The sequence below is a fragment of the Ensifer sp. 22460 genome (assembly GCF_052044935.1).
In the GTDB taxonomy this organism is placed as follows: Bacteria; Pseudomonadota; Alphaproteobacteria; order Rhizobiales; family Rhizobiaceae; genus Ensifer.
Genome location: NZ_JBQENZ010000016.1, coordinates 89,465 through 113,527, shown reverse-complemented (window position 1 = coordinate 113,527; position 24,063 = coordinate 89,465). Strand labels below are relative to the sequence as shown.

Below are 24,063 nucleotides of genomic sequence, written 5' to 3'. Positions count from 1 at the left end.
CCTCAATACCGGCGCCATGGCGAGGAGGTCGCCTTGTAGTAATGCTTGTAGGAGATGTGGCGAATATAGACCTGCCGCATCAGCGGGTCCGCCTTTGCCATCATTCTCAAGAAACCAACGATGACGATCCAGATGGCAACGCCGAACAAGGCGGAGTATGCCGTCAGCACCACGAAAATCAGAATGACAGAAGCAAGCCCAGTGAGCAGCACAAGTTCCCTGTCCGCCCCCATCAACAGGTTCGGGCGTGACAGGGCACGATGAATGCGGTTGCGTTGCAGTCCCGATGAGGACTCAGCCATGAGCCCCCTCCCCTTCTCCGCTTGGATCGATGGAGGTGGCTCGCACGTCGGAGAGCCCGATAGAGGCGCCGGTGGCGCCGAATAGGCCGACGATGGTGGTGGCGCCGAGCAGAATGCCGGCGACGAGCACGACATAAACCAGTCGCCGCGCGAAATCGTTGAGTTCGCCCCCAAATATCAGCATGCCGCCGGCGATCGCTACTGCTGCAAGTGCGATGGCACCGGCAACCGGGCCGGTAATCGACTCCTGGATTTGTTGCAGCGGACCTTCCCATGGGAGGCCGCCGCCGGAGCTCGCGAGTGCCGGGGCGACTGACGCTAAGATGATGGGCGCTGCAAGGAGTGCTGCGGCGATAACAGCGTTCTTACGCGACATGGCGGGCCTCCTGTTCTTCCGTGAGCTCATCAGACTCGATTTCGTATTCACCGTGGGCGTAGCGCTCGACCTGTATGACGTCGCGAACCCGCCGACCCCTTGCCGTTCGCTCGATCGAGATGATGAGATCGACCGCTTCTCCGATCACATCCTGCATCGGCTGCTGACTGGCTTCAGCTGTCAGTTGCTCGAGACGGCGGAGCGCCGACATGGCGGTGTTCGAGTGAATCGTGGCAACGCCTCCTGGATGGCCAGTATTCCAGGCCTTGAGCAGTGTAAGCGCAGCGCCGTCACGGACCTCGCCGACGACGATCCGGTCGGGACGCAGGCGCATCGTGCTTTTCAACAGCCGCGCCATGTCGACTGTATCGCTTGTGTGGAGAAGGACGGCGTTCTCGGCTGTGCACTGGATCTCTGCTGTGTCCTCGAGGATGACGAGGCGGTCGTCAGGCGCCGACTTGACGATCTCGTTGATGACGGCGTTCGCGAGCGTCGTCTTGCCGGAGCCGGTCCCACCGGAGATGATGATGTTGAGCCGGGACGAAATTGCGCTGCGGATCGTCAACGCTTGCTGTTCGCTCATCACGCCGGAACGCACATAATCCTCAAGCGGGATCAAGCGCGAGGCGCGACGGCGAATGGTGAAAGCCGGCTTCGAGACGACGGGCGGCAAAAGACCCTCGAAGCGATGGCCTCCGATCGGCAACTCGCCTGAGACGATCGGCTGCTCGGTATCGACCTCGGATTGGAGCGCATGCGCCACCGTTCCAATCACCATTTCCGCCGCCGCGGACGACATTTCTCCGGCGGGTGCCACGCCATGGCCGAGCCGTTCGATGAACAGTTTGCCATCTGGATTGAGCATGATTTCGACCACGGTCGAATCATCGAGAGCGACGCAGAGCTGATCGCCGAGCGCCTCCTGAAGCTTGCGGACGAGTCGAGGATGAGAGCGAAGCTGGTTCACGGCTTTTTCCTTAGGCTGCCTGGCCCAGAGGGCCGGTGAATTGAGAGCGATAGCTGGACGGACGCAGCCTCTGGAACGCTTCCGCGTTCGCCTGAAGGATTCCCGCTACGGCTATGGTCACTCCGATACGGCTCGGCTCGCCAATGCGCCCAAGCGGCCAGCCGACACGGCTGAGAATGCGTTCGAACCGCAGGTCGGTCACGGTAACGATCTCGGTGATGGCGTTTGCGAGGCACCACTCGATTATGCCCGCAAACATGGTCAGCGTTACCTCATGCACCGAGCCCGATCCCCTGCCTTCCTCAAGGCTGGTATCAACGCAGAAGCGGGAGCTCTCCACCATCGCCGGGTGTGCGCTAAGCCCGTCCTTCGGTAGAAGCGACGGAAAGACGTTCGTCACCATCGTCGGGCCAACGGCCGGCAGGAGCCGTGCGCAACCACTCACATCGCCGGCGTTGGAAACCGCCAACACGTAGGTTGGATCAAGAGTGTCGAACCCATCCGATTCCTGACCGTCTACAACGTTGACCTCCCAACCCAGCCGCTCAGCGAAGACGCGAGCGCGTAGTTGGTGATGTTGCTGGATGAGCCGAGCTTCGTGAACATTCCGCGGTTTGGTGAGCGCGAAAACCTGCATGAATTTCTCCGTCGTCGTTTAATCGGCGGAGAAGTCAGCATGGAATGGAATTGAGCGGTAGTTGGAGGATCCTGCAATGGTGGGCGAGTGAGTCGCAGCGCGGTGCTCGCCGAGTTTGGGGAGATCAGGTCGTTTCACGCCCAACGTGGGTAGAGCGGTTTGCAGGATTCACAGATAAACAGATCGAGAACGCGAAAGCGCGAATGATCGGGTAACTCTCGGAAATGTTTCGGAAAACAGGCCTACGATCTCGATTTCATCTAGCTTAGGTTAACCAGCCGTTAACCATTAAGTCCTTGCCAACCAAAGGGTTTTGAGTATCGTCACGGTAAATCTGCCGTTCTGGCAAAAATTCCGTGATGAGAGATTCTAACGTGAGCTTCGCGACAAACTCGAACCGTAAGGCTTTGCCCAGCGTTGATGAAACCATTGGTGAGCAGGCCGATTTGCTGAGCTCGCACCTTCAGTCGATGAGCGAAGCGCTCTTTCCCCCAACCTCTCAAAAGGTTCTACGCAAGTTTACGTCCGGCGAAGCCGCGCGATTGATGGGTGTATCTGATTCCACGCTGAGAAAAATGACTTTGGCTGGCGAAGGCCCTCAGCCGGAAACTACGAGCAACGGTCGACGGCTCTATACTCTCTCCGACATCAATCAAATTCGGCATCTGTTGGCACAATCGACCCGCGGACGCGGAAGCATCGAGTTCGTCCCCCATCGCCGTCCAGGCGAGCATCTTCAAGTCCTCGCAGTCACCAATTTCAAGGGCGGGTCAGGCAAAACGACAACGTCTGCTCATCTTGCGCAACATCTGGCACTTCAGGGCTATCGGGTTCTTGCTGTGGATCTGGACCCGCAAGCGAGTTTATCCGCCCTGCTCGGCGTTCTCCCGGAACTGGATGTCGCGTCCAACCAGACTCTCTACGCTGCAATCCGATATGATCAGGAGCGCCGCGCTTTATCTGAGGTTATTCGCCCTACCTATTTCGACGGGCTCGACCTGGTGCCTGGTAATCTCGAGCTTATGGAGTTTGAGCACACGACTCCCAAGGCGCTGAGTGCTGGCGGTAGCGGTGAAACGCTTTTCTTCGCGCGGGTCGCAGAAGCACTCGACGGTGTTGCCGACAATTACGATATGGTCGTGATTGATTGTCCGCCCCAGCTGGGCTTCCTTACGCTGAGCGGGCTGTGCGCCGCGACAGCAATGATCGTGACTGTACACCCACAGATGCTCGACATCTCGTCGATGAGCCAGTTTCTGCTGATGACCCGAGACCTTCTCGGTGTCGTTCGGGAGGCAGGGGGCGACCTCAAATATGACTTCGTTCGATATCTTCTGACGAGGTTCGAGCCACAGGATGCGCCCCAAACAAAGGTCGCAGCCCTCCTTCGCAACCTGTTCGACGATCACGTCCTCACCAACCCCATGGTCAAGTCGGCGGCCGTATCGGATGCCGGGCTTACGAAGCAAACGCTTTACGAGATCGGGCGCGAAAATCTCACCCGATCAACCTATGACAGGGCGATGGAAGCGCTGGACGCCGTCAATGTCGAGATCGAGACCCTCATTAAGCAGGCCTGGGGCCGCGCGTGATGGACATTCTCACCGGCATATTCCCCTGCCGGCCTGCTTGTTGGGAGCTCCCAACAACGAGCGAAACTCCGGGTCGGATTAGAATAGGAGAGGAAATGTGAGCAGGAAGGATTCTATCGACTCTCTCTTCCTGAAGAAGCCGGTCGCTACCGCTTCATCAGCCTCCAAGTCAGCCGACCGCGTGCGCACCGGCGCAATCTCGGCGATGGGTTCGTCGCTCCATGAGATGGCTGAAAACGCCAAACAGGCGTCCAAACTACAGCAGCAGCTTGCCGAAGGTGAAGCGGTCATCTCGATCGAACCGGCGTCAATTGATACGTCCAAGATCATTGATCGGATTCCGATCGAAGTCGATCCTGCGTTCGACGCTCTTGTCGAGAGCATCGCAGAACATGGCCAGCAGGTTCCGATACTTGTGCGGCCAAACCCACAGGCGGCAGGGCGATTCCAAATCGCATATGGTCGCCGCCGCCTGAAAGCAGCAGAAAAGCTCGGCCGTCCCGTCCGTGCGATCGTCCGAAACTTGTCGGACAGCCAGCTCTATGTCGCCCAAGGCCGAGAAAATCTCGACCGGAAAGACCTGTCGTTCATCGAGAAGGCTTTCTTTGCGAAGAACCTGGAAGACGACGGATGCGACCGGCCAACGATCATCGCGGCTCTGGTCTCTGACAAAGCGGACGTGAGCCGCTACGTTGCCATCGCGCGCCAGGTCCCCCAGGAGCTGGTTAAATTAATCGGTCCCGCACCGAAAGCCGGACGCGCTCGCTGGATGACCCTCGTCGAACATCTCGCTTCCCCCGCCAAGCTTGAGACCGCACGTGAGCTGCTCGCTGGCTTAGCGGAGCAGAGGCTGGAAAGCGACGGGCGTTTTGACGCGTTGTTGCGCGCGCTTAGCGAGCCAAGCAGGAAAGAGCGTGCCAAGAGCTCGGACCTCTGGAAAACACCCCTCGGGAAGCGCGGAGCACGCGTCGAGGCGCGTGAAGGCAAGACGACTATCACCTTCGAGGAGAAGGTCGTCCCTGCTTTTGGGCAGTTCGTCTCGACGAAGCTGGATCAGCTTTACAGGGAATTCCAAGAACTTAACAGTAATGGAGAAGAGCGATGAGCTAAGCGTGTGTTCGGTGAACAGGCCAAACTCACACGGCAAAGAAAAAGGCCCCCGAAACAGATCCCGGAAGCCCTTCTCAATTAGTTCGCACCTAGAGAATCGCATTTCCCGGAATCCACGTCAAGAGTCTTTGGCATCGTTTTGGTGAGCGTTTTTCTGTTGCCTTTCGAAAGGTAATGAAAAATGCAGACTGATCGCATAGCGACGCCCTTCGGGCGGCGGCCGATGACGCTTGCCTTGGTGAAGGCTCAATTCGAGTCCGCGACCATCAAAAAGCACAAGTCAGCCGACAAGTGGAAGATCTACCGAGACGTATGCGATGCGCGGACCCTACTTGGGCTGCGCGATCGTGCGTTGGCTGTACTCAACGCACTGCTGTCTTTTTACCCCGGAAGCGACCTGACTGTAGGCGCCAATCTCATCGTGTTTCCGTCAAACGCGCAGTTGTCGGCTCGCGCTAATGGAATCGCCGGCACGACACTTCGGGAGAACCTGGCGCTTCTCGTGGAGGCCGGTCTGATCTATCGAAATGATAGTCCGAACGGCAAGCGCTACGCGCGAAAGGGGCGGGACGGTACTATCGAAACCGCTTTTGGCTTCAATTTGGCTCCGCTGCTTGCTCGATCAGAAGAGCTCGCGGTCATGGCCCAGCGGGTGGCTGATGAAAACCAGCGCCTTAAGGTGATGAAGGAAAAGATCACGATCGAGCGCCGGGATATCCGGAAGCTCATTTCCGCTGCAGTAGAGGAGGGCGTTTCGGGTGATTGGCAGGGGATTGAGGACCAGTTTGTTGCCATTGTCGCCCGGCTTCGAAACACCAGGGCGGCTAGGGAACTGGCAGATCTCCTCGACGAATTGACGTTGTTGCGGGAAGGCGTGGTCAACATGTTGGAAGTGCAGGTTCTTTCAGCAAAATCCGATGCCAATGATAGCGAAATCCGTCAGCACATACAGAATTCAAATACCGAATCCATCAATGAACTTGAACCTAGCTCTAGAAATGAGCTCGGGGCAAAACCGAGCCAAGCGCCGAGGCGTCACGGGGAGCCGATGAAATCATTTCCACTTGGTATGGTGGTTCGGGCGTGCCCGCAGATATCGGATTACGCGCCCGGCGGACAAATCGATCAATGGCGCGATATGATGGCCGCTGCTGTGGTGGTTCGTTCCATGCTGGGCGTTTCTCCTTCTGCCTATCAGGAGGCCTGCGAAATCATGGGCCCCGAAAATGCTGCCGCGGTGATTGCCTGCATTCTTGAGAGGGAAGGTCACATCAATTCAGCGGGCGGATATCTCCGCGATCTCACCGCTCGCGCGCAACGGGGTGAGTTTAGCCTCGGCCCGATGTTGATGGCACTCATGCGAGGCGCCGCGTCAACCCAGGCCAAATCGGCGTAGCAATATGCGATAGGAAGCGAGCTGTTGGGAGCTCCCAACAAACAGCAAGAGGCGGAAAAGCAAGGGGTCGATCTGACGCCGCGCTCTCACCACGACGACTCATGATATGAAACCGCCCTGCACAGTCGCATCGCTTCCGGGTTTACCCAAGCAGGGTTTTCGGACGCCCTGCGTTTCGGTTGTTGATGAATAGAAGGTCAGTTTCATGAAGCCATTCGACAACGGCCCTTTCACCGCAGTCGCTGCCACGGTGGCGGAGGACCTGCGTGCGGGTGACGGTGAGTCCGAGGTGAGCGCCCTCTCCCGGCGCCAGACCAAACTGTGCAAACGACTGGCGAAGTTCGATCTGGTTGAGATTGTTGAGATCCTGGCCGGCCTCTTAACCCACCCCGACAACCATTGCGCAACCCCTCGCATTGAAGCGCTCATCCACTTGGCTGTCCTGCACTGCCGGGGAACGCAGAAGCCAACTCTCCTGCAGATCCGTGAATGGCTGAATGATATCCTCTTGAGCGATGCCCTTGGCATCGGCGAAGATCGCGTCGAAGACGTTTTTGCCACTGTCGTTCCCTCACCGAGTGGTAGCGCGATCCTGCTGGAGGGTGCGTGGCGCGATAGCGCTTTCTGCCTTCAAAATATGATGGCTGCCTTGCTCCGGTTGATGGACGAACCCTGGGCGGCGTCCGCGATGGCTAATGTGATGGCCTTACTTCAACTCGCACGCAAGATGGCAGAAAAAGCCGGGATCCAACGCTACGAAATGACAACCGTTGGGCCACAGCAAAAGATCAAGGTGACTCCAGAGCGCGTCGAGTTGACACGACGCGCGGTTCAATTTTCCTTCCAGGACATCATCGCGCTTCACGTGGTTGCCCGCGACATAGCGCCCTTCGTCCTGGATGCCCGGGATTATGGTGTTTTGGCGTCGGAGAACCTTTCCCACAGCAGCCTCGAACGCTACCCGCTCATCCGTAAGGGTAACAATTGGCTGGTTGCTTTGCCAACTGCCATCGGTGTCGCCGCGCGCAGGTTTATCCTGGAGAAAGCGAACGACGCCTCTGCCCTCCCCCGTTATGAAGACGCACTCAGGGCCGTTGAGTTGCAGGAAATTTATCACAGAATCCTACCTGGCTGGGAAATGACAAACGCCTCGGGGCCGGTCGAGCTCAGCCGGAATGTCCATGTGATCGAAACCCAGTTCGATAAGGGCGCCTACGCGCTGATCGTCCATCTTTCCGACGATTTGAACGCAGCGCTCGGCACGGGTCTCAATGGGATGGAGCAAATCTCAGTCGGCATCTGCGAGGCCCTTTCTCGTCTTGAGCGGGAGGTTGCCGCGCGAGCGGACTATCGCCGCGGACTTACCGTATTCGTGCGCGGCGGAGCAGGGCGTGGATATACGATCGACCTCGACCGGTCGCCAATTCCCTGGCATCGCGCCGATCTCGACCTTGGCGACGCGGCCAGGATGGCTCGAGACATCGACTTTACCGGCAAGCGCATCTGGAAGCTCTTGTCACGTAAGGAGGAGATCGCCTCTGAAGGGAACTCGCTTGTCAATTTCGGCGGCTTTCTAAATTTCTACGGTTATCTCCGCAGCCAGCATTTCGATTTTTTGCCGGCAGAGAATACAACTGCGGACATCCTTATTATCCCGGCGGACTTCGAGGGGCAGGAGAGGGCGCGCATTCGAAAGGCCATCGACTACCATCTGACATTTAGCCCGACGGGCCGCACTTTGATCGAAGTCGAACGCCGGTCAACCGCATCGTTCTTCAAGGAAGTTGAGACGCTCCCCTTGTTCATTGCGCCGCAGGAAGCCGTAGACGATATGTTTATGGCTGTCACTGAAACCGCGCGCCGACCTTGGTGGGTGGAGTATCGCAGGACTGACAATGATAGACCCGAGCTTACTTTGCGGATCTGGGATGCTGCGCAGCAATGGCTGGTGCGACTCGCGCGACTTCTTGAGGCGGATCTGGCCTCCCTACCCGATTGGCCGGTTTCCTTCGTGCTGGACTTTCCGGATATTGCCGATCTCGATGACAGTCTGCCCAAGGCCGATGAGAAACCACAGCGGCCGCGTGTCAGGTTGGTCGGAGGTGTTGTTCATATCACGTCCACCGTTCCCGTGCTTCGGGGCTATGTCAATGCCAGCAATATTGCCGAACGCTACCTGATCGCCGCAATGGCAATGGGTGCAAGTGAATTTGCTGGTGTTGAACGCTCGCTGGACTGGGCGGATTTGCTTGCCTCGAGGGTCGTTGGAACGGATGAGGCGAGGTTCGTACACGCCATTCCCGCCGAAGACATACCGCAAATGCTCCTGTCAGCCGTTCCTATGCCCAAGCCGCGCTTCTGGCTTGAGGAAGATCACGCTTGGTCCGTATCTAGACTGGCTCGTCGCGCCGGAACTGACCGCCATGGTGTCGTCCCCGCCGCTGACGTCAAACCGCTGCTTCATTCAACAGTTGCTTTTGTCTGGGCGCGCATAAAAGCACGATTGGAGACGATCAACCGCCGCAGCATTGTCGAACTGGCGATCCTCAATCACGAGGCGATCGACAAGGACCGCTTTGATTGGAAGCAGACGGCGGCCGCACTCCTTTCCTTACACCGCGACCAGGAAAACGTCCTGCTTGTGCATAATGAACGGGAGGCAAAGCGGGCGGCGTCGAGTGTTGCGAGCCGTGCCTTGGCAGAAATGGCAATCTGCACCTCCCCCGTTGACGGCGGTCGTTCTTGCTCCGCTATCGATTTTGACGAACTGCTGGCCGATACATGTGCAATGATCGACTGTGCCACGCAGAGCGATGCCTACTATTACGGGCTTGCCAAAGTACCGCTTGAAATCGCGAGGAACGGCAGCTTCATCTTTGACAGGGGCTTCTTGGAGGAACTCCATCTACCTTACATGTATGCCCAGGGCGACCGCGCATTTCATGATGCTGCGGAAGCCTATGGTGCCGCTTTTGCGCAAGCGGATTCTGACGAAAGCAATGACGATGTGCCGGACGGGCTAGATCCTGATTTGAACGCAGCGATATATGCCGAATTCGGGATGTCCATTGTAAATCTTATCGACCTCTCGCAAGTGGTAGCCGCACGCGGGTTGGAGCAACGCACGCTTTTCCTGGTTCTGCGAAAAAGCGAGACTTTGGCCATCTTGAGAGAAGTTGGTGCTGATGTTGATGCGGAACGCGCATACGAAGCTTTGACACTGCTGCCTCGACCTGTGTGGAACGATCCGCACCCAGTACGCGGATCGGGACGCGACTGGCAGCCTTGGCGGATGAACCGAAGGCTTTCATTGACACGCCGGCCGTGGATCCAGATTACCGAGGACGCTGATCCTGAAATGCTGCTTTTTCCAATTCTCACATCCCGGGTTATCCGAAGAATCTTCGATGTCGTTGATGGGCGGCTGGGCTCGGAAATGTTTGATACAAAGGAGATCGATCGCTGGATCGGTAAGGTCGTGAATGAACGTGGTCATGCCTTCAATCATGCGGTGGCCGCCAGCCTCCGTCGCAACGGTTTTGATGCGCAACCGGACCAACTCATGACCCTTTTTGGCGCGGACAAGAAGGCAGGCGATATCGATGTTCTGGCCTGGAAAATAGAAACGAAGGAAGTCTGGATCATCGAATGCAAGCGCCTTTTACTCGACCGCACCGTCGCAGAAGTCGGCGACCGGCTGGCGGATTACACGACGGCGGGCAAGCGCAACGGAAAGCGTACACCGATCCAGAAGCATCTGGATCGCGTCGCCTTCCTCAAAAAGAACCCTGGTCCTCTTGGAAAACTCACCGGCTTAGATCCGGACAGACTTATTCTGCGTTCGGCGTTGATTACGGACAGGATCGTACCGATGCAATTTGCCAAGTCCGTGGATCAGCTGGTGGACAGGGTGTGCAACTTCCGCAAGATCGATGATGTGTTTGGCCATAATAGATGATCCCTGACGGTCGAAAAGCACTAGGTAGTGGAACTCTTCAATGCCGGGCCTAGAGAACCGGTCGACACTCCTCGGCAGTAAAGAGAACCGAGCGATCGGTCGCTCATCGATGGTGACTCAGCGCCGGATAAGGCCGAACCGGTGGGCTTCGTCCAGCAAGTCCCTGACGGAAGAGGGCTGCCATTTCTTGCCGCCTCGTGCGGGCCGTTCACCCATCTGGTCAAGTTGAGCGCCGATGTCGCGAAGAGATAGAGTTGGATCGGCAATGGTGATTGCTGCTACCAGCTTCATCAGATGGTCCTCGGGCGCGCGGCGAGGGGACCGGGCCAAAAGTTCTTTTTCCGCGAGCTTTTCGCGAACCATGCGATGAACGGCTCGACGAAGGCGCTCAACGGTCCAGTCGTGGCCGCGGCGATTGAGCACCCGCACGACATTGTCCCAACTGTGTTGCGGACGGAGTTGCCGCACCATTGGCAGCCACGTCTGCGCGGACGCAACGAGCTCGTCGAGATAGAGTTTCTCGCGTGCTTTTGATACTGCTTTGATTGCTTCCGGTCGTCGTTCTCGCAGACCCGGGTTTCCAGGAAGCTTGCCGCGTGCCTTCGCCGCCCTGATGCCGGCTTTGGTGCGTTCGGCGATCAGCGCCCGCTCGAGCTGCGCGACAGCACCGAGGACCTGAAGGGAAAACATGCCTTGTGGCGTCGAAGTATCGATCGGGTCCCGTATCGATCGGAAATGCACGCCCCGTTCCTCCAGATCCTCGATCACGGACAAGAGGTGGCTCACGGATCTCGCCAGCCGATCGAGGCGGACGACGACCAGGACGTCGCCCGCGGTGAGTTCGCCGAGCAGCCGCGTCAGGACGGGTCGCGCGCGCGACGCACCGGAACCATGCTCCTGATAGATCCGATCGCAGCCGATGGCTCTCAACTCATCGATTTGGGCATCGTGTAGCTGATCGTCCGTCGACACACGGGCGTAGCCGATCAGCCGCTTTGGGGGCTGCTGGATATTTGCGGTTTGTCGCTTCGCCATGACGCCTCACCAGTCTCGTTTCAAACCGCTTTGTACAAACAAAGAATGCGCGAGAAAATGGTCAGTTGCAAGCGTGTTTTAGGCATTGAATAGCGGCCCATCAGACTCGAAATGCTACCGCGGACGAGCAACGGAGCGTCCGCAGTAGCAAATGCGCGTCAGCGGGCTTCCAGGGCGGAAATGCCCGAAAAACAGCGGCTTTGGTGATGGCTGCGGGAGGAGAAGCCTGCTGAAGGGCGCCGGAGCTCAATTCCGGAAATGAGGACCGGCCATGTGCACCGGCGGCGGTCGCCGAATTTTGCGATGAGTGAATCCGGTCATCCCGGCCGAAATCGCCTTGGAAGCCCGGAAAACCAGGCGTTTCCGGCGATCCAGGGCGACCGACATCGCTGATTTGCGGGCTTCTGGCAATCACTTCCGATAAGCATTACTTATCGGAATTGAGATTCAGCATCCGCGATCTATAACAGTGACGAACTTTTAAACGCATCTAGAGTTCATTTAGCAAATCATTTACCGTAAATTCAATGCGTTATGATTTGTCGAAATTGCCCATAACAAGCCTGTTAAGTCCGATTTCGGACGCTGGCATCGCGCTGGCGCGCCTCGACGAGCGCATTGCCCGTTCGCCGGTCGGGCAGGGCTGGATCGAGCGCATGCATTTTGCCGATGCCTGCGCCTCGCTATGGATCGACGGCGAGCTCGTCCACCTCGAGGATCTGGTTCTGCACGACGCCCACGCCGACATTCGCACGCCCACCCATGAACTGACGATTGCGCGTGATGTTTTGCGCACCCGCCGGCGCATTGCCGCCCAGGCATCTGGCTGGGCGCTTTCGCTCGATGGTGTTCGATCGCTGCGCCAGACGTCAGATGCGACGGCGGCCGGCGTGGACGAGATGCAGACTGTCGGTGTCACGAAGAACAGCGCGACGGTTGATCCGGAAGGGGAGGGGGAAGATGTTGACGACGCCAAAACTCTTCCGGGTGTCGATTATGCCGCCATCGATGCGGTGCTGGCCCGATCGGAAGCCGCGATCGAGAACGCAACACGGCCCGGCCGTGCCGGCGCGGCGGAAAAAGATCCGCTGGTCTATGATTTCGACTGGGACGAGGATGCTAGGCTCGACGAGTGGCGCGGCGTGCTGCGTCAGTCTGAAAACTTGCCGGCGGTGCTGCAGGCAATCGTCGCCCTCGATGCCTGGAACGAATTGTCTGTGCTGCAACACGCGCCCTGGCTCGGCCGGCTGTTCGCCGCCGCAATCCTGCGCCAGGCCGGCGTCACAACCGCCGCCCATCTGGCCGCGTTCAGTTTCGGGCTGAAAACAGTTCCAGTCGAGCGCCGCCGGCATCGCGACCGGGAGGCCCGGCTCCTCGCGATTGCGCATGGACTGATGGCAGCTGCTGAAATCGGGCTGAAGGAACACGACCGGCTGGTCCTTGCGCGGCAGTTGATGGAAGGCAAACTGATCGGTCGGCGGACATCCTCGAGACTGCCGGCGCTGATCGATCTTGTCATCGCCCGGCCGCTCGTTTCCACCGGCATGGTCGCCGAAATATTGAAGATGAAGCCGCAGTCGGCGCTTCGGATCGTTGGAGAGCTGGGATTGCGGGAGATGACGGGGAGGGGACGGTATCGGGCCTGGGGCGTCATATGATCGTGTTTTTCCCTCTTCTCATCACCTCCGTTAGTCTTCTAGGAAGAGTTGTGGTGTATTCGCATCCGAATAAGTTCGGGGATGGGGACAAAATTGGAAATTCGGCAGGATGCATGGACGGTTGGCAAGCTCTATGGCCAGCGCGGTCAGATCAATTTGAACCCTCAATGGCAGAGAGGGCCAGCGTGGAAGCAGTCGCGGCAAGTTCTGCTGATTGACTCAATTCTTAGAGGTATGGATATCCCGAAGGTCTACCTTCGCGAACGGCCGGGGGATGCGGTCTATTCACACGACGCAGTGGACGGGCAGCAACGTCTTCGCGCCATCTGGGAATTTAGATCGGGGCAGTTGACCCTTGATTATGCGGAGCGACTTCCGGACGTCGGGAATTTTCCAATCTTCGGTCTCAAATATGATCAGCTCGATCAGTCACTGCGAAACCGCTTCGATAATTTCGAAGTGAGCATCGGTGAGATTCTGAACGCGAGCAATGATGACATTTCGGCATTGTTTGCACGCTTGCAGATGGGCGTTCCGCTGAACCCGGCCGAGCTCAGGAACGCACAGCTGCGGCCGCTGAACCGGATCATGGCCTCGATCGCCGAGTCGCATGAGTTTTTTCAGAACAGCAGAATTTCTCCGAGCCGTTCGAAACATCTTGATTATCTCACTCACGGGTTTGCGGTTCTGGCGCATGGGTCCAATCGGGATATAAAAGCGCCTGACTTGCAACGCTTGATCGCCCAATTTGGACCCAACGACACCGATGCAATCCTGGAGCTTGCTTCGCGGGCCGGCGATGTCCTCAATGTGCTGGACGATGTCAACAAGGAGCTGAACTTCCGCATTACCCAGAAATGGATTTTCGTGGACCTGTTCTGGCTCATTTCGCAGAGGCATGACAGCGGCGCAAACGTGGATGCGGTTAAACTCGCAGCGGCGTACCGGCATTTCGACCAGCTGCGCACGGCGCACAATGCGGCGCCGGAGGCGCTCATCGCTGGAGGAGGGACCACGTCGCGTTTGAACCGGCACCTCTACGACTACATCGTCGCATTCAAAAGCCAAGGCGGCGTTAAAGAAAGCCTGAAAACCCGTAACGAGGCACTTCGTGCCTTTTGCCCCGACATAGACGTGAGGACCTAATGGCTTTTGATCATGACAGAATACCCGGTAACCTCATCGAGACATACAAGCGCGGGAAAGCGGCCATCTTCGTCGGCGCAGGCGCCTCGAGCGGTGCAGGCCTTCCCAACTGGGGAAAATTTCTCGAAGCCTTGGTGGACCATGGGCAGAAGCAGTCGGTGGTGACCGACGACAAGGCGAAAGAGTATCTGCAGCTTATCAAGGACCCAGCCAAATACCTGATGGTAGCGTCCGGCCTCAAGGACGACCTTGGAAACTACTTTTCCGAGATTATCGAAAAGACCTTCAAGGATCCGAAGCCAAAGCCGACTGACCTGCATAACGCGCTAATAAGGCTCGACAACCTGCCGTTCGTGCTCACGACAAACTACGACACTATCATAGAGCGGGCTTATCGCGCCGAGGTCGACGACGATGTCTCGGTGTTGACCTACAAAGATGAAGGTGAATTGCAGCGCCGGCTCTTCAAGCGCGAGTTCTTCATCCTGAAGGCGCATGGAGATGCCCAGCGAACGGGAAACGGTATCATTCTAACCGAGCGGGACTACCGCGAAATCCTGTATCGCCAAAGGGCTTACCAACATCTCCTCACGGGCATGTTCTCGATGTTCTCGATCGTGTTCGTTGGAGCATCGATGAACGATCCGGAAATGCGTCTTTTGCTAAACTACATTGCCGACGCGTACCCGCAGGACTCGGGACCAAATCACTACGCCGCGATGGCCAAGGAGGAAATAACATCCGTTGAGCAGGAGCGGTGGTTCAAGGACCTCAAGGTGCAGCTGATACCGATCAGCAAGGATAACAACTATGCGGAGCTGACCGAATTCTTGGTCGCCCTCCGGGAGGCGGCCGCTTAGTCGTCGGAGGTGTCTTTAACAGCGCGCCCTTGGGATGTCGGCCAACGCGTGACAGCGTCTGAAAAAGCAGAAGGGTACTGAACAATGCTCTGTATCCAAATTGGCGGTTGCTGCTAAGTTCGTTGCTCGAATCGTTAATTCGTCTACAGCTTTGCGGAAATAAGGGGGCGGAGCTTGTCGGATATACCATCTATACATGCGTGGGTCAGGTTTCTTAGAAACTATGGACCGATTCCCACCAACGACAACATGTATGACGAGACAATCCAGCGCGCGCTCCGTCGTCACAAAATTCGGCCGATTACGCTTCCCGCGCCACTTCGCGACGAGCTCGTTGAGAATTTTCGCGGCCCTTCCCCAGTGTCATACATCATCACCGGCACAGCCGGCGATGGAAAAACATATCATTGCCGCGAGGTCTGGGTTGAGCTGGGCGGTGACGCAAACATCTGGAATCACGGTGACAAGGTCCAAAGGCTGGAGCTTGGCGAAGGCCGGTCTCTTGTCGTGGTCAAAGATTTGAGCGAACTGCGCGATGACGAAAGTGCATCGCTGATCGCTGAATTCTCGGCCGACATCGCTGACCCAGCCGCCTCAAGATTCTACCTCCTCGCCGCCAATCACGGGCAGCTCCTCGAGAAATTTAAAACGGCGCCGAAGACGCCTGAGGTCGAACGGGTGAGCCAAGTCGTCGAAGATCTCTTGGTTACGGGGATGACGAACGACACGGGAATTCGTCTCGAACTGAGAGACCTCAGTCGATCTCCGGCGGCCCAAATGATCACGGCGATTATCGAGGCGATAACTGAGCATGAAGGTTGGCAGGGATGTGACAGCTGCGCTGCACGCAGCGACGGCGCAATCTGTCCGATCTTCGAAAATCGCCGACGGCTGATCGGCGTCGGCGAGATGGATCCTTTCAAACGAAGACTTGCGGCGATCATTGAACTCAGCGAGCGCAACGGCAGCCATTTTCCGGTGCGTCAACTCTTGGCACTGGTCGCCAACAGCCTCCTCGGTCATCCCGACGCCCGAGACGGGCTGATGACGTGCGCCGACGTGCCTGCGCTTCAAGACGCGGGGCACCTCGATTTGGCGAGCATCTATCGAAATATTTTTGGCGAGAACCTAAAGTCAAGCAGGGCCGAAAAGACCGAACTGTTTCGAAAGCTCAACGCGTTCGGGATCGGCGCGGAGACGAGCAACCGGGTTGATAATCTGCTCGTCTATGGCGCTGACGATCCGGCCTATAAATCCGACTATGACGAGCTTGTCGTTTCGGATCCTGTGTACGGGGCGACGGCAGCCTTCACGGGCGCTCAACGGACCTACCTCGAGGGCGCCGATATCAACGAGCGCGCCCTGTTCCTTGGCGCGCTTCGAGCCCAGCGGCAGCGCCTGTTTTTTACGATGCCGGAGTCCAAGATCGACGAGTACGATCTCTGGGACCTCAGCGTGTTTCGATACGCCGGCTTGTACCTCGAAACGGCGCAGAAAATTGCCGCCGGACAAGCGGCGCCCCGGCAGGCGGTCAGCATGATTGTCCGCGGCCTGAACCGAATCTTCACGGGGATGTTGGTTCAGAACCAGGATGAGCTCGTGCTTGCGACATCCGGCAGCTTTTCGCAATCGAAGCGTAGTCCTCTGCTCGATGAAATTATCTCGGTGCCTCGCGCAAGCGGCGAAGAGGTCAGCATTGTTCCGGACAAAGCCGGCAGAAACTTCGGGGTCTCCGTCAAGCTAGTGCGAGGCAGCGAAATTCCGCCCGTCTTCCTGGCATTGTCTCCGACCAGGTTCGAGTTTCTCGGTCGCGTCGCTGAAGGCGCGTTACCCAGCAGTTTCTCGCTTGAATGTCACGAAGATCTACTCGCCTTCAAAGCGCGCCTGCTGCGGGAGACCGAAAACCGTCGCAAGCTCGATGGTGACGATGTCATGACAGACGGCGAACTCGTTTTGCGGTTTATCGATATAAATTCCGATGGCCGTGCTCAGCCCCGACGCGTGATCGTGCGAGTATGACAATGGAATTTCTTGATCGCCCCACCCAGTTCGAAGACCGCAACGGCCCCGCCTACTGGATCGACGAAGCGATCTGGGGACACCGCCTTCATGACGAGCAGTCCCCTTGGCTGACTTTCCTGGAGTTCCTGACGGTGCTGCTGTCGGAGCACCGCGAAGGCCGGGCACTCAGCGAGGACACTTATAACAGCCTTTCATATAAGCCGCAGCTTCAGCTACGTCTGCGCAATCTGGTGTTCAACAATCCTCATGTGATGACTGTTCGCGCCGAAGCAGGGTCAGACGAAGCGGCATGGTCACTTTGGCTTGATAAGATGGCGGCCACGGCAGGCGGCATCGACAAACCGGATTTTAGCTATCTCCGCGATTGTTTCGAGACGTTCGAGGATTTTGCCGCGGTATTGAACTTCCTTCAGGGATCAGCAATCGAGGGGTCGAGCAACAAGCGGTGGAGCTCGAAATTCGTCTTCCCGTTTGGGCCTCATTCGCTGTTCGAGGACGTCAACGTCAAGCCGAACGGCAGCGTGTCGAACGATCGACGGTTTTTCGCCCGCACGGGCGAGATCCTCTACCTGATGTTAAGCAGGAGCAGGCACACCGACGACCTTCGCGCCTTGCTGACGTCTCGCTTTCTCGATCAACCCGCACCCTATGATGCGATGGCGCGGGCACTCCAGGGAGAAATCCAGCTCGCCAAGGCGGAACGCGGTGGCGCCTATCTGCCGTGTTCGCAGCATCCTGTATTTGATCGAATGGCCGAAGATTGGCTTGCAATTCTGAAGTTGCCAATTCCGGGCCACGACGCAATTCCGCACCTTGTGACCACTGCCGGTCTCAATCTGTTTCTCTATCAACTCGACCGGGCAAAAGAGCTGCTCGGTCATTCCAGTGTTGAACTCGTTTGCGAAATCGTATCCCCGAAGAAGTCGGTGGTGCGGGATCTGTCGGCCGACTCCTATCAACAAAACAATATGCTGCCGCAGCTGGCGATCGAGCATTTTATCATGCGGATCGCCGAGACGCCGGCCTGGACGGCTGCGGTTGCATCCGACGAACCCGTCTTGAGAGCCAGTGACCTGATGCAGCGCGAGTTTGGATGGCCAGACGGTGACGAGGATGAGACGGTCGGCGATCCCAAGCAGCTGCTTGACGAACTGCTCAAGAAAGCCACGACCCGGCATAGGCAGCACGTGGGTAAAATTCATGCGACATGGTCGCGCGCAATCGGATTGTCATCGCGCCGATCGAGCCGGCGGGTGCGCTATGCCCCTACCGATCGATTGCTGAAAACCCTGGTGGTGGCCTGCGTCGACAACAGGCTTGAATTCAAAGACTTCCTGACCCGTTTGCATCAGCGCTACGGGATCATCATTGGAGACGCGCAGGCTCGGTCGTTTGTCGATGCCGGGACGGCAGATCAAGAAGACTTTTCCGACAATGCCCATCGCCTTGAAGAACGATTGGCAAGCTTGGGCCTTCTCAGACGCCTATCCGACAGTTGCGCCTATGTCGAAAATCCATTCCAAAGAGAGAGAGCCGAGTGAACCCCTCTGATCTCATTGGCGCCGCCGGCGCGACATCGATCCGTTTGCGTCTTGACGCGCTGTCTCCTGAAGATGGCATGGCGCGCTACCTGCTCGACCGTCTGACCGGCGAGCAGGTGGCTGCGATCACCCAAGCGCTGCTCATCGATGCGAAACTGACCAAGCTTCTGAGAATTGCGTTGCCGCGGAGCCTGGTTTCACCCTTCGGTCTCCCGGAAAGCGTGCTGACGGACGAGCGGATGGTGGCGATCCGGCATGCCGATTACGACCGTCCAGCGCTTCTTTTTGCCAACACGGATGAGGATCAAGGGGCTTCGCTAGGGGATGTGACTCTGATCGGCGCGAAGCAGCTGACGGAGGAGCCGGGACCTTGGGTAGAGGCCGCCGCCGTCGGTCTCGGTTTGAGCGACAGCCAGATCGCAACCTGGACCGCTGCGTTGAGAGGGCTGACCGCAGCGGATGACTGGACGCTGCATCAGATTGCGACCTACGTCGCCATGACCCGCTCCCGGATTGAAACCGACGCAGTTCCGGTCACGGACGCACTCGGATGGGCTCTGCCGGCACTGCGGCTGCCGCGCGATAGCGGGTACTTCCTCGGGCTTGGCGAACGTGATCGCGAAGTCCCTCGCCGGTGGAAGAAGCTGTTCGAAAAGCTCGTCGCCGATCGCAAACCTCTGATGGTCAAACAGCGTCCCAATCGCCAGATCATCGACAACGAAGAACTGAGAGACCAGTTCGCCGAGGTGCGGGAGGATATTCCAGCGGAGGTGCATCCTGCCATTGAGGCGTTCATCGAGGCCGCGCCGGGGTGGGGCCCAGAAGCGGAAGCACTCAGTTTCTTTGAATGGGAGGCCGAAAGCGTTCTGCAGCTGTTTTCCGGGATCAAGCTGAAGAAGACGTCGCTCGCTCAGGAGACGATCAATTTCTTCGAGTTCACATTTCCCGACCGACTAAGTCCAGCCGACAACGAGTATCTCCGCGTTCTGAAGGGCCGATCGCTGAAGGAGACGCGGGAGGACGATCGCGAATTCTTTGAGGCTCACCGGGACGATCTCGGGCAAGACAAGGCTCTCAGGGTTAAGTGGGAGCGCTTCGTCTTCGGTCGCCCGATCGAATGTACCGATTTCCTCGAAGGCCTTCTGCGGGTTATTGAACGTCTGTTTGGCCAGGTCAACCTTGGAGGCGGGCCGCGCAAACTGAGCATCAAGTCAGCGCGGCGATCACGCAACCAATGGCTCGATTTGAACGCTGATGTTGGCCTATATTTCGGGCTACGCTACAGAGGGTTGCCGCCGCTCCTTGGCGCTGCCGTCGAATGGGACGTACCGTATCTCTTTACCTACGAAGAACTGCTTGATCGCGCGAAAACCCGTCAAAAGAAGTACCGGCGAAATGAATCGACGGCACGAAGTGCCTTGCAAATCAAATTCGATGTTGCCCTAACAGCCGGGCGGGAGCGGGCGACAGTCCAGCTCGTGTGGAGTGGCCTACCGTCAGCGATCGGTTTGGAACTGCCGAAGGATCTCGGTCGTCTCATCAAGCGACCGTTTGGACGCAGCAGCGTCACGCGGCTCTCGGTCAGTCGAAAGGGCGCACTCCAGTCCGTATCTCTAAGCGATACGGGAACGCTGCAGCCAGCTTTCGGACAGGATTCCGGAACGCTCATCCCGCGCACCAGCACCGGTATCGACCTTGCGAAGCTCTTCCCAAAACGCTTGAAGGAGGCGCAAGACGCCGGCCGGATCGCACAAGATGGTGCTGACGACATTGCTGCCGCGTGGAAGCACTTCGCTGCCCTATACACAGACGCCCTTACATCACTGCAGTCATCAGGGTACGCCTCTGCTACCCTCGTCGCCCAAGCCGACGCCTTCGGCACCCTGCTGAACAGCTTGGCCAAAAATGCCATAGGCGACCTCAACCGCCGCGATATCTGGGAGCCAGTGCTCAGGATCGGGACGATCGAAGTGCTTGGAGGCGCACCATCAGCCATTGTTGCACCTTGGCATCCGCTGCGATTGGCCGGTGTCGCAGCCAAAATGCGATCGGTCGCCGGCTTAGCCGACTATCTCTTGTCCGATGTCGACGTGAACTTCGGCGACTCGCGGCTGTTTTTCAGCGATCTTCGCGACGAACTTAGCCATCCGCTCTATCCCGAAATCGCCGTCGGCTATGACGGCAGCGAACCCGTTCTGCTCACGGAAACCAGCACGGTCAACGACTATAGCCTGTTCGAGCGGCCCGTCCGGGATCCGTCCGAGGCAACCACGGACGTTGATCCATCGGAGGCCGCACGACAGATCCGCTCGCTGCTTGAACGCTATCTCGATCTCCAACCGCATGAGCGGTCGAACCTCAGCATCATGCTCTACAACTGCGATGCAGCCGGCTTGCCGCTCGCAACGGTGAGCGCGCTGAGTTCAGTGCAGGACCAAGAAGAAGTCCATTGCAATGTGCTGGTCCGCCACCGCGACCGGGCCCGCTTGTCCGGTGTTTACACTGAGTTGCTAGAACGATCGGAAAACGATCCCGATGCGGTTGTCGTCAGCGAGACATCGCGGAACTTCATGTCAAAGCTTCGCATCGGCGTCATGCTCGACGTTGCGGGCGGGTCGAAGTCGGATGGAGCTCGCGAGATAGACGTGGCATTCCTGCATGACGTCGTATCGCGTCAAGCGCGTGAACAGTGGTTCCCGGTTCCTGCTTTGCCGGATAATCCTTCTTTGCTGGAACACGTGCCAGCGCGCTGGTCCTACCGGCGGGTCACCGCCGAAGATGAGCTCAAGGCGACGAGCTACCTGACATGTCCGCGTCAGCCAGATGCCTGCTGGTCTTACATTGATGCCGTTGCAAACGTTGTTCGACGCCAGTCGCACGTCGAGGGCGAACATTATCTACCGGCTCGTCAGATCTCGTTCCAGGATGGTGGCCTGAAGGGGATGTTCGACGAGGTGCATAACTTGGCAGAGTGGGTTGCCACCTACGACGATCTTCTCGACAAGCGGCAGCTTGCCGCCCAAGGGATCAACGTGATCCGGTATCGTCGCCAACGCACGCATGGCCGCAACATGGTCGTTTCGTCCACATCGGAGCTGCGAATACTTCACGTGCTGGTCAGACGGCGGCTTGCGGAACTCTCCTTGGGTCTTGACGACGATCGTCTTGCGGGTCTCGCGCGGCGAATGATCGAAGACGCCAACGCCATATCGGGCGATATCGTTCTGCGTGCGGCCAAACGGGGCGTTTCAGCAGGAGAACTGATTGGGTTGGTGTTGAGTCGAGCGCTTGTCGAAGAAGAGCTTGGCGAGCGCGCAGCGGTTGCCTGGTTTCTGCTCGACGACTACGCGGAATGGCTCGGACAAAAGGAAGAGGGGATCGCCGACATCCTTGGTATCAGCCTCTCGGCACGCCAAGATGGTCTTCCAAAGCTCAGGGCAATTGTGACCGAAGCCAAATATGTCGACCAGACGGGTTTGGCGGAGGCGAGCCGCAAGTCACGCAGCCAGCTGCGACAGACTGTTGCCCGTATCGATGACGCTTTGTTTGGCGATCCCGGACGCCTCGATCGCGACCTCTGGCTTTCCCGCATCTCCGATTTGTTGCTGGACGGTACGGCAGCACTAGGCCAGGCAAACCTTCTCGAACGGGTTCGAGACGGCATTCGCCGCGGTGCTGTCCCGATCGATTTGCGCGGTTATTCCCACATTTTCGTTTCCGGCCCAGCGACTGACGGCAGTTCGCTGGGAGAGCAGGATGAGTTGCCGGAAATTCAGATGGGGCTCCAGGAAACGTTCACGCGCGAGGGGCTCCGCAAACTGATCAAGGCTTACGAGGCGAAACAGAGCCTAACCGAACTTCGCGCCCAGCTTGGCGAAAAGCATACCTGGAACTCGGTCAGTTATCGTCACCCCGCGCCGCGGGTGGATTGGACGAAGCCTATCAACGAAGAACATTCGATTGCGGGGAGCGAAAAGCCGATCAGCCATGACTATGATCAAGATGACGACGAGGGCGATCCCGAAGGCGGAATTGTTATTGAGACCGTAGAACCGGGCACAAACGGCAATGGTTCGGTCGCCGTGAGCGGCGACGGCGGCGGTCTGTCCGGCGGGGAAATCACCCCCGCCCCAGCTTCGACCCAAACCAAAGACGAAGACCAGCCAACTATCTCACGATCGTCTTTGACGAACACGCAACCGGGTGCTCCTGCGTTGCCGGGCGGCGGCACGGCTGCTCCGACGCCTGACAAATTTCCTCGCGCCGGCGCCGAGATCGGCATTGCCGCTCTCATCGAAGCTCGCGCTCAGAAAGCACGCGAAAACTCGGCAGACGAACGTGAATGGTTGGATAGCACCGCACAAAAGCTGCGCTCCGCACTGCTCGGCTACAATCTCCAGGCCAAGATCGTCGGGACGCGTTTGACCCCAAACGCCGCACTCATCCGTTTTATGGGGTCGGATCGTTTGCGCGTTGAAGACATCGAAGCGAAACAATCATCGCTTCTGACAACACATGGGCTGAGGCTGATCTCGATTTCGCCATTGCCGGGCGAGATCGTCGTCGGCGTGGCCCGGCCGCAGCGACAAGTCGTTTCTCTTTGGGATGTTTGGGGCCGACGGGAAATTAATCGCAATGCTGCGGGCGTGAACACGTCCTTCGTGCTCGGCCTGAAGGAACTTGACGGCGATATTCTCTATCTGAATCTTGGTGGCCCATTCGCCGGCGGACAACAGCATGAGCCCCACACGCTCGTTGCGGGCGCAACGGGGTCGGGGAAATCCGTGCTGATCCAAGCGCTCCTCCTCGACATCGCTGCGACCAACTCCAGTGATCTGGCGTACATCCACCTGATCGATCCGAAAATGGGTGTCGACTATGCGGCAATCGAGAGACTGCCGCATCTGCAGGGCGGCGTGATTGTCGACCAGACGCGGGCGGTTGAGGTGATGGAGGGTCTCGTCACAGAGATGGAGCGCCGCTATGAGCTGTTCCGGTCCAAGGGGGCTCGAGACATTCGAGCGTTCAATTCCAAAGTCGAGCTCTCCGAGCGGCTGCCATATGTCTTCCTAGTCCATGACGAATTTGCGGAATGGATGCTCACGGAAGATTACAAGTCTGCCGTGACATCCAACGTTTCGCGCTTGGGCGTGAAGGCACGCGCCGCCGGCATGCATCTGATCTTCGCGGCGCAACGGCCCGATGCGAATGTCATGCCAATGCAGCTACGCGACAACCTTGGCAACAGATTGATTCTGAAGGTTGCAAGCGTCGGAACATCCGAAATCGCGCTTGGCGTGAAAGGAGCGGAACAGCTCTTGGGGCTCGGCCATCTTGCGGCAAAGCTCAGCGGTGAGCCAGCAATTATGTATGCACAGGCGCCGTTCCTGTCCGATGATGATATAGAAGCCGCGGTGGATGCAATTCGGGCCAGTGACGCCGGCCGTGGTTCGTCTCACTAAG

General features: G+C 58.0%; 15 protein-coding genes. 10 read left to right on the top strand and 5 right to left on the bottom strand.

The window, feature by feature from the left end:
- Positions 1–2: 2 nt before the first annotated feature.
- The 4 genes from ACTJKM_RS20290 to traI are packed head-to-tail and all read right to left on the bottom strand — an operon-like array spanning position 3 to position 2,282.
- Positions 3–302: a conjugal transfer protein TrbD gene (locus tag ACTJKM_RS20290; RefSeq protein WP_427143233.1), complete on the bottom strand. Its 300-nt coding sequence runs from the start codon at positions 300–302 to the stop codon at positions 3–5.
- Positions 295–678: a TrbC/VirB2 family protein gene (locus tag ACTJKM_RS20285; RefSeq protein WP_427143234.1), complete on the bottom strand. Its 384-nt coding sequence runs from the start codon at positions 676–678 to the stop codon at positions 295–297. Before ACTJKM_RS20285 ends, ACTJKM_RS20290 begins: the two co-directional genes overlap by 8 nt.
- The gene (gene trbB / locus ACTJKM_RS20280) at positions 668–1,645 is read right to left on the bottom strand and encodes a P-type conjugative transfer ATPase TrbB (protein ID WP_113334007.1); all 978 of its coding nucleotides are present in this window, start codon (positions 1,643–1,645) and stop codon (positions 668–670) included. The genes ACTJKM_RS20285 and trbB overlap by 11 nt, the downstream gene beginning before the upstream one ends.
- Positions 1,646–1,655: 10 nt before the next feature.
- Positions 1,656–2,282 carry an acyl-homoserine-lactone synthase TraI gene (gene traI / locus ACTJKM_RS20275; RefSeq protein ID WP_440637096.1) on the bottom strand — a complete coding sequence of 209 codons (627 nt, stop codon included), beginning with the start codon at positions 2,280–2,282 and terminating at the stop codon, positions 1,656–1,658.
- A gap of 359 nt (positions 2,283–2,641) precedes the next feature.
- On the opposite strand from traI, the gene repA reads away from it, so the two are divergent.
- From repA to ACTJKM_RS20255, 4 genes are all read left to right on the top strand, one after another.
- Entirely contained in the window at positions 2,642–3,874 is a 1,233-nt protein-coding gene (repA, locus tag ACTJKM_RS20270) for a plasmid partitioning protein RepA (RefSeq protein ID WP_427143236.1), read from the top strand.
- Between the two features lie 97 nt (positions 3,875–3,971).
- The gene (gene repB / locus ACTJKM_RS20265; RefSeq protein WP_427143237.1) at positions 3,972–4,979 is read left to right on the top strand and encodes a plasmid partitioning protein RepB; all 1,008 of its coding nucleotides are present in this window, start codon (positions 3,972–3,974) and stop codon (positions 4,977–4,979) included.
- A gap of 186 nt (positions 4,980–5,165) precedes the next feature.
- Entirely contained in the window at positions 5,166–6,380 is a 1,215-nt protein-coding gene (repC, locus tag ACTJKM_RS20260; RefSeq protein WP_427143238.1) for a plasmid replication protein RepC, read from the top strand.
- A gap of 205 nt (positions 6,381–6,585) precedes the next feature.
- Positions 6,586–10,338: a hypothetical protein gene (locus ACTJKM_RS20255; protein WP_440637093.1), complete on the top strand. Its 3,753-nt coding sequence runs from the start codon at positions 6,586–6,588 to the stop codon at positions 10,336–10,338.
- 117 nt (positions 10,339–10,455) lie between these two features.
- Here ACTJKM_RS20255 and ACTJKM_RS20250 read toward each other — a convergent pair whose 3' ends face one another.
- Positions 10,456–11,373: a recombinase family protein gene (locus ACTJKM_RS20250; RefSeq protein WP_427143240.1), complete on the bottom strand. Its 918-nt coding sequence runs from the start codon at positions 11,371–11,373 to the stop codon at positions 10,456–10,458.
- Positions 11,374–11,900: 527 nt separating this feature from the next.
- Here ACTJKM_RS20250 and ACTJKM_RS20245 point away from each other — a divergent pair.
- The 6 genes from ACTJKM_RS20245 (at position 11,901) to ACTJKM_RS20220 (ending at position 24,062) form a co-directional block, all read left to right on the top strand.
- Complete coding sequence (locus ACTJKM_RS20245) at positions 11,901–13,031, top strand: RHE_PE00001 family protein (RefSeq protein WP_440637091.1); 1,131 nt, start codon at positions 11,901–11,903, stop codon at positions 13,029–13,031.
- A gap of 93 nt (positions 13,032–13,124) precedes the next feature.
- Positions 13,125–14,177: a DUF262 domain-containing protein gene (locus ACTJKM_RS20240; RefSeq protein WP_440637089.1), complete on the top strand. Its 1,053-nt coding sequence runs from the start codon at positions 13,125–13,127 to the stop codon at positions 14,175–14,177.
- Positions 14,177–15,037, top strand: a complete 861-nt coding sequence (locus ACTJKM_RS20235; RefSeq protein WP_440637087.1) for an SIR2 family protein — start codon at positions 14,177–14,179, stop codon at positions 15,035–15,037. Before ACTJKM_RS20240 ends, ACTJKM_RS20235 begins: the two co-directional genes overlap by 1 nt.
- A gap of 249 nt (positions 15,038–15,286) precedes the next feature.
- Entirely contained in the window at positions 15,287–17,056 is a 1,770-nt protein-coding gene (locus ACTJKM_RS20230; RefSeq protein ID WP_440637085.1) for a hypothetical protein, read from the top strand.
- Positions 17,057–17,058: 2 nt separating this feature from the next.
- Positions 17,059–18,600 (top strand): hypothetical protein, encoded by a 1,542-nt coding sequence (locus ACTJKM_RS20225; protein WP_440637083.1) that lies wholly within the window; start codon positions 17,059–17,061, stop codon positions 18,598–18,600.
- Positions 18,597–24,062: an FtsK/SpoIIIE domain-containing protein gene (locus ACTJKM_RS20220; protein WP_440637081.1), complete on the top strand. Its 5,466-nt coding sequence runs from the start codon at positions 18,597–18,599 to the stop codon at positions 24,060–24,062. Before ACTJKM_RS20225 ends, ACTJKM_RS20220 begins: the two co-directional genes overlap by 4 nt.
- The last annotated feature ends 1 nt before the right edge of the window (position 24,063 follow it).

What these genes read in the sequence shown, in the direction of transcription:
- ACTJKM_RS20290 (WP_427143233.1), bottom strand. Translation starts at nt 302, where the DNA reads ATGGCTGAGTCCTCATCGGGACTGCAACGCAACCGCATTCATCGTGCC.
- ACTJKM_RS20285 (WP_427143234.1), bottom strand. Translation starts at nt 678, where the DNA reads ATGTCGCGTAAGAACGCTGTTATCGCCGCAGCACTCCTTGCAGCGCCC.
- traI (WP_440637096.1), bottom strand. Translation starts at nt 2,282, where the DNA reads ATGCAGGTTTTCGCGCTCACCAAACCGCGGAATGTTCACGAAGCTCGG.
- repA (WP_427143236.1), top strand. Translation starts at nt 2,642, where the DNA reads ATGAGAGATTCTAACGTGAGCTTCGCGACAAACTCGAACCGTAAGGCT.
- repC (WP_427143238.1), top strand. Translation starts at nt 5,166, where the DNA reads ATGCAGACTGATCGCATAGCGACGCCCTTCGGGCGGCGGCCGATGACG.
- ACTJKM_RS20255 (WP_440637093.1), top strand. Translation starts at nt 6,586, where the DNA reads ATGAAGCCATTCGACAACGGCCCTTTCACCGCAGTCGCTGCCACGGTG.
- ACTJKM_RS20250 (WP_427143240.1), bottom strand. Translation starts at nt 11,373, where the DNA reads ATGGCGAAGCGACAAACCGCAAATATCCAGCAGCCCCCAAAGCGGCTG.
- ACTJKM_RS20245 (WP_440637091.1), top strand. Translation starts at nt 11,901, where the DNA reads ATGCGTTATGATTTGTCGAAATTGCCCATAACAAGCCTGTTAAGTCCG.
- ACTJKM_RS20235 (WP_440637087.1), top strand. Translation starts at nt 14,177, where the DNA reads ATGGCTTTTGATCATGACAGAATACCCGGTAACCTCATCGAGACATAC.
- ACTJKM_RS20230 (WP_440637085.1), top strand. Translation starts at nt 15,287, where the DNA reads ATGTATGACGAGACAATCCAGCGCGCGCTCCGTCGTCACAAAATTCGG.
- ACTJKM_RS20225 (WP_440637083.1), top strand. Translation starts at nt 17,059, where the DNA reads ATGGAATTTCTTGATCGCCCCACCCAGTTCGAAGACCGCAACGGCCCC.